16 protein-coding genes are annotated in these 14,022 nt (G+C 45.4%); 14 read left to right on the plus strand and 2 right to left on the minus strand.

The features are described 5' to 3' along the window. Positions 1–7 precede the first annotated feature (7 nt). From YH65_RS07300 to YH65_RS07360, 12 genes are read left to right on the plus strand one after another with little or no spacing between them, the layout of a single operon-like run. Positions 8–838: an ABC transporter substrate-binding protein gene (locus YH65_RS07300; protein ID WP_052746130.1), complete on the plus strand. Its 831-nt coding sequence runs from the start codon at positions 8–10 to the stop codon at positions 836–838. Then, positions 813–1,508: an ATP-binding cassette domain-containing protein gene (locus YH65_RS07305; protein ID WP_046551302.1), complete on the plus strand. Its 696-nt coding sequence runs from the start codon at positions 813–815 to the stop codon at positions 1,506–1,508. Before YH65_RS07300 ends, YH65_RS07305 begins: the two co-directional genes overlap by 26 nt. After that, positions 1,505–2,446, plus strand: coding sequence for a FecCD family ABC transporter permease (locus tag YH65_RS07310; RefSeq protein WP_052746131.1), 942 nt, complete (start codon positions 1,505–1,507; stop codon positions 2,444–2,446). The genes YH65_RS07305 and YH65_RS07310 overlap by 4 nt, the downstream gene beginning before the upstream one ends. A gap of 43 nt (positions 2,447–2,489) precedes the next feature. Further along, positions 2,490–4,199: a nicotinate mononucleotide-dependent phosphoribosyltransferase CobT gene (cobT, locus tag YH65_RS11655; RefSeq protein ID WP_245609181.1), complete on the plus strand. Its 1,710-nt coding sequence runs from the start codon at positions 2,490–2,492 to the stop codon at positions 4,197–4,199. Continuing rightward, the gene (locus YH65_RS07325; RefSeq protein WP_046551304.1) at positions 4,196–4,690 is read left to right on the plus strand and encodes a bifunctional adenosylcobinamide kinase/adenosylcobinamide-phosphate guanylyltransferase; all 495 of its coding nucleotides are present in this window, start codon (positions 4,196–4,198) and stop codon (positions 4,688–4,690) included. The genes cobT and YH65_RS07325 overlap by 4 nt, the downstream gene beginning before the upstream one ends. Further along, entirely contained in the window at positions 4,687–5,697 is a 1,011-nt protein-coding gene (locus tag YH65_RS07330) for an aminotransferase class I/II-fold pyridoxal phosphate-dependent enzyme (RefSeq protein ID WP_046551305.1), read from the plus strand. Before YH65_RS07325 ends, YH65_RS07330 begins: the two co-directional genes overlap by 4 nt. After that, the gene (locus YH65_RS07335) at positions 5,690–7,018 is read left to right on the plus strand and encodes a cobyric acid synthase (protein ID WP_046551306.1); all 1,329 of its coding nucleotides are present in this window, start codon (positions 5,690–5,692) and stop codon (positions 7,016–7,018) included. Before YH65_RS07330 ends, YH65_RS07335 begins: the two co-directional genes overlap by 8 nt. Next, complete coding sequence (gene cbiB, locus YH65_RS07340) at positions 7,008–7,913, plus strand: adenosylcobinamide-phosphate synthase CbiB (protein ID WP_046551307.1); 906 nt, start codon at positions 7,008–7,010, stop codon at positions 7,911–7,913. Before YH65_RS07335 ends, cbiB begins: the two co-directional genes overlap by 11 nt. Beyond that, positions 7,904–8,695, plus strand: coding sequence for a phosphotransferase (locus tag YH65_RS07345; RefSeq protein ID WP_046551308.1), 792 nt, complete (start codon positions 7,904–7,906; stop codon positions 8,693–8,695). Before cbiB ends, YH65_RS07345 begins: the two co-directional genes overlap by 10 nt. Next, positions 8,692–9,474 carry an adenosylcobinamide-GDP ribazoletransferase gene (locus YH65_RS07350; protein ID WP_052746132.1) on the plus strand — a complete coding sequence of 261 codons (783 nt, stop codon included), beginning with the start codon at positions 8,692–8,694 and terminating at the stop codon, positions 9,472–9,474. Before YH65_RS07345 ends, YH65_RS07350 begins: the two co-directional genes overlap by 4 nt. Then, positions 9,465–9,995: a histidine phosphatase family protein gene (locus YH65_RS11275; RefSeq protein WP_052746133.1), complete on the plus strand. Its 531-nt coding sequence runs from the start codon at positions 9,465–9,467 to the stop codon at positions 9,993–9,995. The genes YH65_RS07350 and YH65_RS11275 overlap by 10 nt, the downstream gene beginning before the upstream one ends. After that, positions 9,973–10,398, plus strand: coding sequence for a hypothetical protein (locus YH65_RS07360; RefSeq protein WP_046551309.1), 426 nt, complete (start codon positions 9,973–9,975; stop codon positions 10,396–10,398). The genes YH65_RS11275 and YH65_RS07360 overlap by 23 nt, the downstream gene beginning before the upstream one ends. On the opposite strand, the gene YH65_RS07365 is transcribed toward YH65_RS07360, so the two are convergent. Together YH65_RS07365 and YH65_RS07370 are read right to left on the minus strand one after the other, a co-directional pair. Continuing rightward, entirely contained in the window at positions 10,392–10,886 is a 495-nt protein-coding gene (locus tag YH65_RS07365; RefSeq protein WP_046551310.1) for a L,D-transpeptidase family protein, read from the minus strand. The genes YH65_RS07360 and YH65_RS07365 overlap by 7 nt on opposite strands. A 21-nt stretch (positions 10,887–10,907) precedes the next feature. Then, positions 10,908–11,687, minus strand: a complete 780-nt coding sequence (locus YH65_RS07370; RefSeq protein WP_154806484.1) for a peptidoglycan-binding domain-containing protein — start codon at positions 11,685–11,687, stop codon at positions 10,908–10,910. A gap of 159 nt (positions 11,688–11,846) precedes the next feature. Between YH65_RS07370 and YH65_RS07375 the strand changes: the two genes are divergently transcribed. Next, positions 11,847–13,670: a Na/Pi cotransporter family protein gene (locus tag YH65_RS07375; protein ID WP_245609182.1), complete on the plus strand. Its 1,824-nt coding sequence runs from the start codon at positions 11,847–11,849 to the stop codon at positions 13,668–13,670. A 3-nt stretch (positions 13,671–13,673) separates the two neighbouring features. Then, positions 13,674–13,976, plus strand: coding sequence for a hypothetical protein (locus YH65_RS07380; RefSeq protein ID WP_179944229.1), 303 nt, complete (start codon positions 13,674–13,676; stop codon positions 13,974–13,976). Positions 13,977–14,022: the final 46 nt, after the last annotated feature.

The raw sequence follows: 14,022 nt of genomic DNA on the forward strand, positions 1-14,022 counted from the left end.
GAAAATGATGAAATATGTGCTACTATCCTGTCTTAGTGTCCTTGCAATAGCACAGGAGCGTATTGTCACACTCTCTCCTGCCATCAACGAGATAGTCTATGCCCTTGGAGCGGGTGATATGGTCGTGGGAAACACTACCTATTCTACCTACCCCGAAGCTTCCAAGCACGTAGCAAAAGTTGGCGGGTACTTCTCCCCCGATCTCGAGAAGATACTTGCATTGCATCCCACGATCGTATTTATGCAGCCCAATAACCGAAAACTCCTCGCACAACTTGAGAAGCTAGGTATACAGACACGGATCATCCCTATCGACAGCCTCCCTCACATCACTACGGCTATTTTGCAATTGGGGAAGCAACTTCATAAAGAGGAAAAGAGCCGCTATATCGTTACACAGATAGACAGGGCACTCAAGGCACTCAACGGTATCGTAACAGGAAAAAGAATACTTATGGTCATCGGTCACAATACCTCTCTGGTCGGAAATATCTTCGTGGTAGGCCAGAACCTCTACCTCAATGATATCATCAACGCTTCCGGCAACACCAACGCTCTGCAATCTGCACGCAAAGGACAGCCCATTCTTAACATAGAGAATCTCATTGCCGCCAATCCAGACATCGTTATTCTTCTTGTACACGATATGAAAAAAAGCGGCCTCAGTAAGAATGACCTCATCCAACCCTGGCTGGAACTGCCCATTACCGCAGTGAAAAATCGCGACATTTATATTATTGACAAAGAGTATACCGGTATCCCCAGTGACCGTCTGATCTATTTTTTGCAGGATTTTAAAAAGATATTGACCCATGTTAACAATCACCAACTACAATAGTGATATCCTCAGAGACATCTCCTTTTCACTCAGGAGGGGCAGACATCTTACTATCCTGGGTGCCAACGGTACAGGTAAGACCACCCTTGCCAAAGTTCTTGCCGGGCTCATTCCGACAGAGAGTGTCTGCATTGAAGGTATTTCTCCCTCCAGAGTCTATGGCAAGAAACGGGCCGAATGTATCAATTACATACCTGCAAAACTGGAAATCTATGATGATTACCTGCTGGTGGAAGACTTTCTTTCCCTGGCACAGTTCGAATCCCAAATCACCACTGACACTACACTGCAGAAGCTCGGCATAAGCCATCTCATGGGCAAACCGTGCAAAACGCTTAGTTCCGGAGAATCACAGATGCTTCTTATCGCTTCTGCACTGATGCATCAAGCAGATTTCACCATCTTCGATGAGCCTACCGCCAATCTTGACCCAATACGGATGCGGTTGCTTTTTACACTGCTCCAAGAGGACACAACACTAAAAAGCAAGATCATCATCACCCACAATCTTGACCTTGCCTACCGCCTGGACTTTGATATCCTTTTCCTACATGAGGGCAAGATAGCCTTTGAAGGCAGCGCCAAAGCCTTCTTCTCCCAGCCACAGCTTGATACGTTCTACGGTGGTGCAGTCAAGAATCTCGGTAACCACGTGGTAGTGTCATTATGAAAAGAGTTCTACTTGTATCAGGTTTTCTGATCCTTCTTTTTGCACCTTTTTTTGGAGAGATCAAGCTTACACTCTCAAGCCTTTGGGACACTCACAGTCTCGAACATCAGGTCTTTTTCCAAATACGCCTGCCACGTGTACTGCTGGCCTTCTTCGTAGGCGGTATTCTCTCTTTGGGCGGTATGGTCTTCCAGGTGGTCTTCCGCAATCCCATGAGCACACCATTTACTCTCGGTGTTGCCAGCGGTGCCACACTTTTCACTGCTGCGGCCATTGTGATGGGCTTCTCTTTTCTTTCACCATTGTTTGCCTTTGCAGGGGCGGTACTGACCGTACTGATACTCTTTGGGGTCGCTTCACGCTTCAAAGGATACGATCCGACCTCTTTACTACTTGTAGGCATTGCCCTTTCGTTCTTCTATGCAGCAGCACTAATGCTGATGTTCTACCTCTCATCACTCCAGGAGAGCTACGAGATAATGCGCTTTACGATGGGAAGCCTCGATGTAGTCGGCTACCGCAACATTCTGCTTCTGGCATTCACTTCCCTGCTGCTTGTATGGCTTGTCATTGTCTACCGTATGCCACTGCGTGCCCTGCTGACCTCTTATGAGTTTGCTTTCATGCAGGGCATCCATGTCAGACGTGTCAGCTACATCCTGCTTCTGGGCGTATCTCTGGCCGTGGGGGTTGCTGTCAGCCTGACAGGCCCTATCGGTTTTGTCGGACTTATCATTCCGCACATACTGCTGCGTATCTATCGCCAAAGTACCGACAGGATCATCATGCCCGTTTTCTTTTACGGAGGTGTATTCCTGGTCCTTTCCGACCTCATTGCCCGCAATCTCGGTAACACTGATCTGCCTATTGGAGTGGTTACCTCCTTTCTGGGAGCGCCATTCTTCATCTATATTTTGCTCAAAAGGAATACAGCATGATCCTCTCATCACCATACTACCGTCTCAAGTATAAAGGGTTCTCATGAAACGCTTCTCTTTCCAGGATGCCAAGGTTCTTGAAGAGATCATCAAGGCCAGACGTGACGTAAGGGGCAACCACTTTACCAGTGAGCCGGTCACTCAGGCAGAGATAGATACTATACTCTCTGCGGCCCATTATGCACCTTCCGTAGGTTACTCCCAGCCATGGAAATTCATTGTCATCACCGATAAAATCATACAGGATGCCGTCTACAAAAATTATGAACACACTTACAAAAAAAGCAAAAAGAAGTTCAAATACCGTCCCATGTACAAAGAACTGAAACTCGAAGCACTGAGAGAGACTTCTGTGCATATTGCCGTTTTCTATCATAATCAGGGAGGCAATATCCTCGGCCAGACTTCGCAGTCCGATACCGGACGCTATAGTGTAGCCACCGCCATACAAAATATGTGGCTGATGGCACGTGCCATGAATATCGGTATCGGATGGGTCAGCATCCTTACACCAAAGAAGATACGCAAACTGCTTGGTATGGGAAAAGCCTATGAACTGGTCGGCTATCTCTGTGTCGGAAAAGTCAGTACATTTCTCAAGGAGCCGGAACTCAAGCTCAAAAAATGGCAAGAAAAGAAAAAAAGGAGTCAAACCGTACTGCATATGGATGGTAGGACACAACGGGGATCGGTAGAAGCGATCAAGACTATTACAGGGGACAAAAGCTTCCTGCATCCTCTTGTGGACAAAAAAGCCACCTTCATGCTTGCCATGAGCAATACCAAAACAGCAAAGATAAAAGGTATCTCACAGGCAGGACTTCCAGGACTGCTGCACCTGACCCCGACACTCGATGCGGAGTTCCTCTCCCGGGGGAAACTCAAAAGCCTCAAAAAACTGCCCAAAACAAAAAATGGTATTCCCACACCGGCACTTATTAGCCGTGCCATACATCTGCTGTACCCTTACGGACACATCGAAGCCATGGACCTTGGGTTGAAAATACCACCAAAGTTAAAATGCCCACAATACCGTTTTGATATTAAACCTTCAGGCTCCATTGACAAAGGGGCAAATATCGAGGCAAGAACACTGTTTGAAAAAGGTATGGCATTTGGCAGGAGTTATCAATGCAAAGAGCATTATCTTATTTTGGGAGAGTCTGTCCCTTCAGGAACCACTACAGCAGCAGCAAGTGCATTAGCACTAGGCTATCATGCCAGATCACTCTTCTCTTCGAGCTTCAAAAATGTACCCAAAAATATAAAAAAAAGGACTATTGACAAAGCCCTCTCCAAGATAAAAGAAAAGACCGATCCCTTTGACATCCTAAGCTCTGTGGGTGACAATATGCTTATATTTATTGCAGGGTTCATATTGGGGGTCAACAGTCGCTTCCCCCTTATCCTTGCCGGAGGGACACAAATGGCTGCCGTACTGCTTGTGGCCGATACACTTGCCAAGCACCTCGATATAAAAATAGACAGCTCGCAACTTGCGCTGTGTACCACCAAATGGGTAGCAGAGGATCCAAATTCAGATATCGATGCACTTTTGCATATGCTTGATTTCCCCATCAATGCCTATTATGCCGATTTTACTTTCTCTTTAAGCCATCACCCGCTTCTCAAGCTGTATGACAAAGGAGAGGCAAAAGAGGGGGTCGGTGCCGGTGGTGCTTTGGTATATGGTATGCTAAACGGGTTGACACCCGCAGAGATCACCAGACAGGTGGAGGGACTGCTCCCATGAAATTCCTTTACTTTGGCGGACAGAAATCAGGGAAAAGCCTGCTTGCAGAACAGAAGGCACTCAACCTTGCAGGGAACACCAGGCCCTACTACATCGCTACCTACGACAATAGTTACGGTGATGACGAGATGCAAAAGCGCATCACGACACACCAAGAACAGCGTAAAAAGAAGTTCACGACCATCGAAGAGACGCTATACCCAAGTATACATATACAACAGGAAGGGACCTACCTCATCGACTGTATGAGTATGTGGATACTCAATACGATATCATGGAACTTTGAAGATGTTCTGGCCGAAGTGAAAACACTCTACGAGGCAAAAGCAAATATTGTCTTCGTACTCAACGATGTAAACTCGGGCATCATACCCATCGACGGCATAAGCAGAGAGTACGTGGACCGTTCTGGCATTGTAGGACAGAAGCTTGCACAGCTGTGTGATACTGTTTATGAAGTGAGACTGGGTCTGGAGCACAAACTGAAATGACACGCTATCAACATGGTGGAGACATTGCAGCATTTGCCAGAGCCTGCGGATGCTCTCGGGGTGAAGTCATCGACCTCTCTTCTAACATCAACTTCGTTAAACCACACATCAGTACAGACTTCAATACATTGCAAATCGCTCCCTACCCCAACTATGATGCGCTCTATAATGCCATTGCATCTCATTACAGCGTAGAGTCTACCACCCTGGAACTTTTTAACGGTGGCAGCAGTGCCATATTCTCCTTCTTTCGGGAACTCTCAACCGCAATATCTGTATGCACAATCTATTCACCTGCCTATCTCGAATACAAAAAAGCAGCCACTCTTTTTGGATACAGGCTCCACCTTATCGACAGGTTCACGCACCTGGACACAAAGATACCAGGAGAAAGCCTTGTAATCTTTGTTAACCCTGCTACCCCAGATGGAAAATTCTATGACATGGAACCCCTGCTTGAGATGTGGCACGCCCAAGAGTGCCTCGTGCTCATAGACGAATCATTCATAGAATTCACGTCTCATCCTTCAGCGACCAGGTTCCTGAAACAGTACCCCAACCTCACCATCCTCAAGTCAATGACCAAGTTTTTCGGTGCGGCAGGCATACGTATGGGCACACTCATTTCACACCCGGACAACATTACCAGACTGAGGGCGAAAGAACCGTTGTGGAAACTCTCGGCCTTCGACAGTACCTACATACAGCTTGCCCTGAAAGACAGCGGTTTCAAGGAACGTTCGGACAGAGAAAACCACCTTGCCAGAACATTCCTTCTCGACAGTCTTGAAAACAGCCCGCTCGTAGAGAAGATCTACCCCTCAGAAGCGAACTACATACTTGTCAGACTCCACATCAGTACCGGGGAATTCCAGCAGAAACTTATCACGCACAGGCTATTGGTACGCAACTGCATGAACTTCGACGGACTGGACGACCATCATGTACGCATTGCCGTTAAAAGCATTGGAGAACTCAGACAGCTGAAAGAGGTGCTCCATGCATAACTTCAGTATCTTTGGCAGCAGTTCAGATGCAGGGAAAAGTACACTCACCTGGGTCATCGGACGAATTTTACAGGAAGCAGGCTACAGCATTGCCCCTTTCAAGGCACAGAATGTCTCCAACAATGCACACGTTGCGGATGACGGTTCCGAAATAGCCGTTGCGCAGTATTTTCAGGCAAAAGCACTCGGGGTATCAACCTCATGGCACAACAATCCCATTTTACTCAAGTCCGGTCAGGGCTCGTCCGCTTCACTCATTGTAAGCGGCAAGAGCATTGCAGACAAAGATGTCAGAGCCTACTACCGGGAACTCGACAGCCTCAAACCCGTTGTCAAAGAAGCCTTTGAATGGCTTGATGCGCGTTATGATATAGTCATCGCTGAGGGAGCAGGTTCCCCGGTAGAGCTCAACCTGATGGATAAGGATCTCTCCAATATCTTCATTGCTACTGAGTTCAATACCCGCATCATCCTCGTAGCCGACATTGAAAAAGGTGGTGTTTTCGCTTCGATATACGGGGTTTACAATTTACTGCCAAAGCAGCTGAAAGAAAATGTCATAGGCGTCATTATCAATAAGTTCAGGGGTGATATCAGCCTCTTTGACGAGGGCATACACATCATTGAAAAGGAGTTTGGTATCCCGGTACTCGGTGTCCTCCCCTACCTGCCGTTCAACCTCGGCTTTGAGGACTCGCAGAGTCTGACAGGGTACACCCAGGACTGTACCCGATCCACTAGACACGTTGCCGTCATCGCCTACCCAACCATGAGCAACTACACCGATTTTGAACCGCTACTGGCCGACCCAAACACCTGTGTGGAGTTTATAAAGGCCAATGTCAACCTCTCCGGTTTTGAGTGTATTATACTTCCCGGTTCCAAACGCGTCATCGATGATCTCCGATGGCTCAAACACAACAGCCTCTTTTCACAGCTACAGCGACATTACAAAGAAGGAAAGATACATCTCATCGGTATCTGCGGCGGGTATCAGATGATGTTTGAACATATCCAGGATAAAGAGGGTGTGGAGGCAAATGGATCGGCAAATGAAGAGGCACTTGGTTTTATAGACGACACCATCGTTTTCAGGAAAGAAAAGGTTCTTGAACGCTGCAATGATACCTACGAGATACACCATGGTATTTCAAAAAAGTATCCGGACGGATACAAAAAAGGCAAACTCTACGGTACTTTTTCACACGGACTGTTCATCGATGACTGGTTCAAGACGTACGAGCAGGAGCAGATCAAAGCTTTTACCCAGAAAATGAAAGCACATCTGGACACTGAAAGGATCATACAAAATGTATGTTGACACCAGCATTATCGCCTATCTTTTCGACCGGGTATTCGGTGAATTCAACTTTATCCGCCATCCTGTCGTACTGATGGGAGATTATATTTTATGGTTTGAAAAACGGTTTTATCAAAGCTCAGTTATTCGTGGGATATGGCTTGCCGTATCACTTGTGGCGGTAGTGTTTTCTCTCTCCTGCGGGGTACAATATTTGCTGTCAGAATGGCTACACCCTACTCTGCAAATACTTGTATCCGGCATCATTGGTTCCGTAACCATTGCTTCCAAAATGCTGTATGACTCTGTCAAAGATATTATTGTCAATCCACAAGACATTAACTATCTTGTGAGTCGTGATACGAAACATCTCAGCGCTTCAGATATCCACAGAGCCGCAATTGAAACCTATGCGGAAAATCTCTCCGACGGAGTCATTGCTCCCTTTTTATATCTACTGATTTTTGGAATTCCCGGAGCATTTGTCTATAAATCCATCAATACACTTGATTCTATGGTAGGCTATAAAAACAAACGGTATGAAAAGTTTGGTAAATTTTCAGCACGGCTTGATGATATTGCCAACTATATCCCTGCAAGAATTACCGCTATTTTGATTACACTTGTGATGCCAAAAAACAAAAATTCAGTAAAAAATATACCCCTCTACAGATTTTACCGATATGGCAGACGGCATGACAGTCCCAATGCCGGACACCCTATTGCTGCCATGGCACTCTCTCTTGGCATTAAACTTGGTGGACCTGCTTCCTATTTTGGAAAGATCAAAAAGAAAGCATGGTTTGGAGAAGGCAGAGAATCGATCACGGAAAATGACATTACCCGGGCACTCTCTTTTCAACGACGTTTCAATATACTTTTCCTTTTATGTTCAGGATTACTTTTATGGGTATAAAAACCGCCATAACACATGCAGACCTGCCAGACAGATACAGACATTTGGAACTCATCCCTACAGTAAACGGTATTATGGAAAGTGTCTATCTTTTAAGCCATCTCTATGTGCTTAAAATTTTCAAAAATACAATTTCATACTCAACCATAGAAAATGAAACAGCCCTTCTCTGGGCTCTTGATGGTTTCCCTGTGCCAAAAGTGGTCGATCAGTTCACCATCAACACTCATCCTGCAATCGTCTATACACAAATACCCGGAACAAGTATTGTTAAGCCAGGCACTAGACATATCAAAGAAATTGCCCTTTTTCTCAAGGCATTTCATACAAAAAGCCAACATATCAAACTCCCCTTCCGCCTGGAAAAATATAGCAGGACATCACTTCAAGAAATGATAGATACACTACAGGATCCATTGATGGATCACTACTTTCACACTATTGATATCTCTTTAAAAAATGAGGGGATCATTCATGGAGACCTGTTCCCCGATAACTGCAAATTCAACAAAGACAGATTAAGCGGTGTCTTTGATTTTTCCGACAGTGCACTTGGAGATTTTCACTTTGATCTGGCCGTAGTCGCTGTAGGATGGTGCTTTGAGGGTACCACACTCTGCATCCACAAAGTCTCTATACTGCTGAAGTACTATGGCTCTCCACTGGATATGACTGCTTTCAAAACCTATATACGCTATGCACTGCTCTATTATGCTACGACCAGATATATCAGCGATCAAAACTACACAGAGCTGCTGCAGCGACTGAAAGGTATCCTATGAAACACGACAAGCCAGAGAGCAGAAAGTCTTCTGTAAAAGATCTCTATACAGGGCTGAAGTTCGCTTTCTCCTACTTCTCCATACTGCCTGTGCGTCTCAAGACAGCCGATGATCCAAGTTCTTCCGGTGCATTAGGTGCAATGCTGTTTTTCTTTCCGCTTGTCGGTATGGTTCTGGGACTGCTTGTTATCGGGCTGTTCTATCTGCTCTCACCCCTTGGCTGGTATGCTGCGGTGTTCTCTTCCGTTACCTATATGATACTTTACGGATTTTTACATACTGAAGCTGTAATGGATGTGGCAGATGCCATTTATGCTTCCCACAGCGGAAAAAATGCCTATGAGACAATTAAAAAACCTGATGTAGGAGCTATGGGTGTACTCTGGGGAATTGCCGTAGTATTCTTAAAAACCTCCGGAATTACTTTTTTACTGTTACACCATCTCTTTTCTCTGTTTCTCTCAGTACTTATCGTCAGCCGCCTGGCACTGTTGATGCTCTTTTATACACAGACATTCAGATCTACATTTTTAACACAGCTTAAAAAAGCATTTTCTCCGATATATTTTACTACTGCATTTTTTCTCTTTACTACAGGCAGTCTGCTGGCAATAGGAATGCACTTTATACTCCTGCTTTCCTTTGGTCTGATGATCGCCTGGTTTATAACAAAAACCCTGCAAAAAAAACTAGGATTTATCAACGGTGATGTTCTGGGAACAACACTTGAGAGTGTAGAGATACTTCTTTTTGTAACAGGAGTCCTGCTATGGCTTTGACCTTTTTGCGCCATGCCTCGCTGTCTTCAAAGTATCAGGGTCGTTACAACGGATGGACCGACCTCCCCATAGCTCCCTCCCTGTTTGACAGACAACGTATCGCCATCCTCCAAAAACAAAAATTTGACCTTGTCTACAGTTCCGATCTTCTACGCTGTACCCAAACACTTGAAATGATGGGGATAAAAGAGTACCGGCAGGACAAAAGACTCAGGGAAGTACGTTTCAAAATCCACATAGAGGGAAAGAATTTTGATGAGGTAAGCCGTCTTTCGGACTACAATGCTTCTCTTCTGGAAGAAAGAGGGAGATGGCATAACTTCCTCTGTGCAGAATCAGAGTATACTTTCGAGCGGCGCATCAAACAGTTTATAACCCAATTACCACATGATAAAGAGATACTTATATGTACACATGCCGGAACATTACAAAAAATATTCCATCTGCTTGGATTACCGTATAACAAGATGGACTATCTAGAATTTAAAAGGATCGAATATGGATTACAGCACCTGGTTTAAAAAGCACGGAGAAAAACACCGGAAAATCATGAAAAAACTCACTGAGCTGTCTGATGAAGAGATCATTGAATATTTCCGTTTTGAGAACATGGCTGAAAAAGAGCCGGAGTTCTGCCCACTTTATGCCCAGAAGAAAAAATGTCACGATATGGAAGTACTGAACTGCTATCTCTGTGCCTGTCCCTACTTCAGGTTCGATGATAATGGACTGTATAAGAAAGAAGGCAAAACCTACTATAGTACATGCAGTATCAATGCAAAGGAAGGAAAGAAATTCGTTTCAGACAATGCAGTACATCAGGACTGCAGCGGCTGCCTTTTACCGCATAAAGAGCCCTTTATCCGAAAAGTATTCAACCGAAACTGGTTCGAGATAATGAAGAACAGCAACCATTCTCAGTAAGCATCTACGATAACATACTCATCATAATAACTTTTGATACGCCTGCGTTGGTGCATGGCATACCAGTCCTCTATATCCCCTTCGACATAGACAGAGGTTCCTACCCTCGCCCACTCATACATACGCTGCGCGAAACCGCTTTTCATCCTGATACATCCATGGGAAGCGGGCCCGCTTTTTGGAACGTGCCCCAGATGCATCGCGATACCGCTGTTGGTCAAACGCAGCATATAGTTCATCTTCGCACCGCCATCGGGTTTGGGCCAGAGATTCGATCTGTGGTATTTCTTCTTCTGCAGTATCCGGTATTCGCCCTGGGGTGTTTCGCGTCCGCGTACCCCTGAAGAGACAGGACCGTCAAACATGATTTGCCCATCCTCTATGGCATAGGCACGCTGTTCGGAAAGATCGATGACAATCTCCTTGTAGGCAAAAAGATCTGATGAAAATACAAACAGCATGAAAAACAGTGCTATGCTTTTTCTCATGCCGCTCTCCTTTGCAGAAACTTATTTTATCAGTATCGTATTATTGGTCGGTGCCTGCGCTGCAGGGGGTACAGATGGCTGGGTAGGCGCCTGTGTCTGCCCGGTTCCTCTCCCTTTAAGCGTAGCGATCGTATCATCAATATTCTTGTCATTCATCTGTTTGGCAGAGCTGATCAGCTGGTACTCTTCCTCATAATCCAGAGCAGAACCATACGACAAGCCGTTTGCCGCTTTATACTCAGCGATCGCCTTTCTGGTACCCGGCCCGACCGCACCGTCTATTTTGGAAAAATAAAAACCGTGTATCTTTAATGCCGTCTGAAGCTTCCTCCCTTTGGTACGTTTGTCTGTTCCCCTGGCTATAAGATTTCTGTCAAATTCAAAAAGCGTACCCAGATAGATCAATGCATCCCTTGTTTCAGGTTTCAAAGAGGCGCTGTTGCCTATTTCGTATGTCCTGTTCAACTCTTTGATCGCAGAACGTGTCTCATATGAGTTGATCTCTCCATCGATCTTGCCATGGTAGAACCCCAGACTTGTCAGTGCCCGCTGTATCTTCATTTCCGGTGTATCTTTCGGGACTATTGCATATTTTTTATGTCTCTTCTTCGATTTGTAATGACGCTGTGCCGGCGGCCGATTGCTTGCACGGTTACTGTTATAAACCTCGTTAGTGATCACGGAACCGACCGCACCCCCTACCATTCCTCCGACCACGGCATCACCAAAATTCGCATAAGCTACATTTACAGCCAGTAAAGTACTGACTGCTGAAATAGATATTTTTTTCATACTAAACATGTTTTCTTCCTTTTTTTAGCTTATTATAGTGCTTCTTTCGTTCAAGGTCAAGGCAGAGTACAGGCAAAATGCCAACTTGTTCCTGTTTCTATTAATATTAGGAGTATAATAAAAAGTTAAAGTGAGATAAAATCATACAAGAGGGGGATCGTGCTTTCAATGTTCATGCATCGTCTTTTTAGAAATTTTACCGCTTCGATTATTGTACTTTTTGTATTGGGGGCACTGTTTCTTTTGGAAAACCATCCCAACATCAGTACGATCTTCGGAGGTGTCGCCCTTTTTCTCATTGGTATGGAATATATGGAGAACGGCTTCAAGGCATTCAGCGGCTCTCTGCTTGAGAAAATATTGGAAAGATTCACCAACAATACTCCCAAAGCTATTTTTACCGGTTTTATTGTCACTGCGATCATCCAGAGTTCAAGTCTGGTCTCCATTATCGTCATCTCTTTCCTCTCTGCAGAACTGATGGGCCTGACCTCGGCAGTCGGCGTGATATTCGGATCGAACATCGGGACCACGGCAACAGCCTGGCTGGTCTCTGCCTTCGGCCTGAAGATCAAGATATCTGCCTACGCCATGCCCATGATCGTTCTGGGTATATTCATCCCTCTCTTCCTGAAGTCTGGCAGCTGGAAGGGTATCGCTTCCATTCTTATCGGCCTGGGCATCATTTTTCTAGGTATCGGCTATATGAAGGAGGGGTTCGAAACGCTGAAAGAGGGTCTCGATCTTGCCCAGTACGCCATAGCCGGATATACAGGTATTTTCGTCTATGTGCTCATCGGTGCGGCCGCTACGGTGATCATACAGTCAAGCTCCGCCACCATGGCTATCATCATCACCGCACTGGCCACAGGACAGATCGAATATGCCAACGCACTGGCCCTGGCCATCGGCGCCAATATCGGTACAACGGTAACAGCGGCACTGGGTTCCCTGAAATCCAATGAAAACGGTAAACGTCTTGCTGTTGCCCACTTCATTTTCAATCTCACGACCGCCGTCATCGCCATTCTCTTCATCTATCAGCTTGCCGAACTCGTGGACCGTCTGGCTGTCATGCTCGGTATCGGTGTCGAGAATTATGCGATGAAGCTTTCTCTGTTCCATACGATCTTCAACGTGATAGGTGTATTAGCCGTCTCGCCGTTCATCCATCCGCTGGTCAGCTTCCTCAATACCCTCTTCATACCCAAAGGTGCAACAAAAGGCAAACCAAAATATCTGGATGATGCAGCACTGGCACTTCCTTCAACAGCGCTCTCCGCCATTGTCATGGAGACAAAACACCTGTATGAGAATGCCGTCGATATCATTGCACACGGTCTGAATCTGAAAAAAAAGAATCTCCTCTCCTCCATGGACCTCGATGAAGTCATCGAAGATGTTTATACTCACGGTTCCTTTGATATCGACGAGTTCTACAACCACTGGATCAAGGGGATCTACGGCGAGATCATCGACTTTTCCACTAAGGCACAGGCAAACATGCCTACTGACTATATAGAAGAGCTTTACAAACTCAAGCTGGCAAGCAGAGACATTGTCGAAGCGATCAAAGACACGAAACATTTGCAAAAGAACCTGCTAATATATACAAACAGCAGCAATCCTTATATCAGGGAGCAGTACAATGACATCAGAAAAGGTCTGGCAGAACTGCTCAGAACCATCAACACCATAGCCACAACGGAGGAGGAAGATGTTATTATGCTGTTACTTTCCAAAGCCAAGGTCCATGCCAAACGGTATGATATTGTCACAAACGGCACGCTTGACAAACTGATCCGAAAGGGGCTGATCACCAAAAAGATGGCCACTTCTCTGATGAACGACAGCGATTACGCCTACAACATCAGCCAAAAGCTCATCGCTATGGCGGAAATCCTTTTCATCGATATCAGAAGTGATCTGAAAAAACTCAATGAAGAAATGTCCGTCAGCGATGAAGAGGTTGAAGAACTTATGAAAGGATAAGAGATGGATATCAAAAAATTCATAGAAAGTGTCAAAGAATCTTTAAACTTGGAGGGGTTCGAAAAAAAGGGGAAAAAGAAGTCCCTGAAACGTCTGCTGGAAAAACTGAAATCCAGAAGAGAGATACTTCACAAAGTACCAAAGAAAAAGCTGAGTAAAAAAGAGAGAAAAGCCTATGAGGAAGAACTGGCGATCATCACGCTGCAGATTAAAAAAGCGGAAAAGATCCTGGAAGAGCTGAACGGCAACACAAAAAACCCAAAAGGAGAAAAGAGTAGAGATCATGGATGCATAACGGATAGGTAGTGGGAAAAATCTCTATATTTTCACTATATCGGCCAAGGCAAAAGAG

It is taken from the genome of Sulfurovum lithotrophicum, from assembly GCF_000987835.1.
Taxonomy (GTDB): domain Bacteria; phylum Campylobacterota; class Campylobacteria; order Campylobacterales; family Sulfurovaceae; genus Sulfurovum; species Sulfurovum lithotrophicum.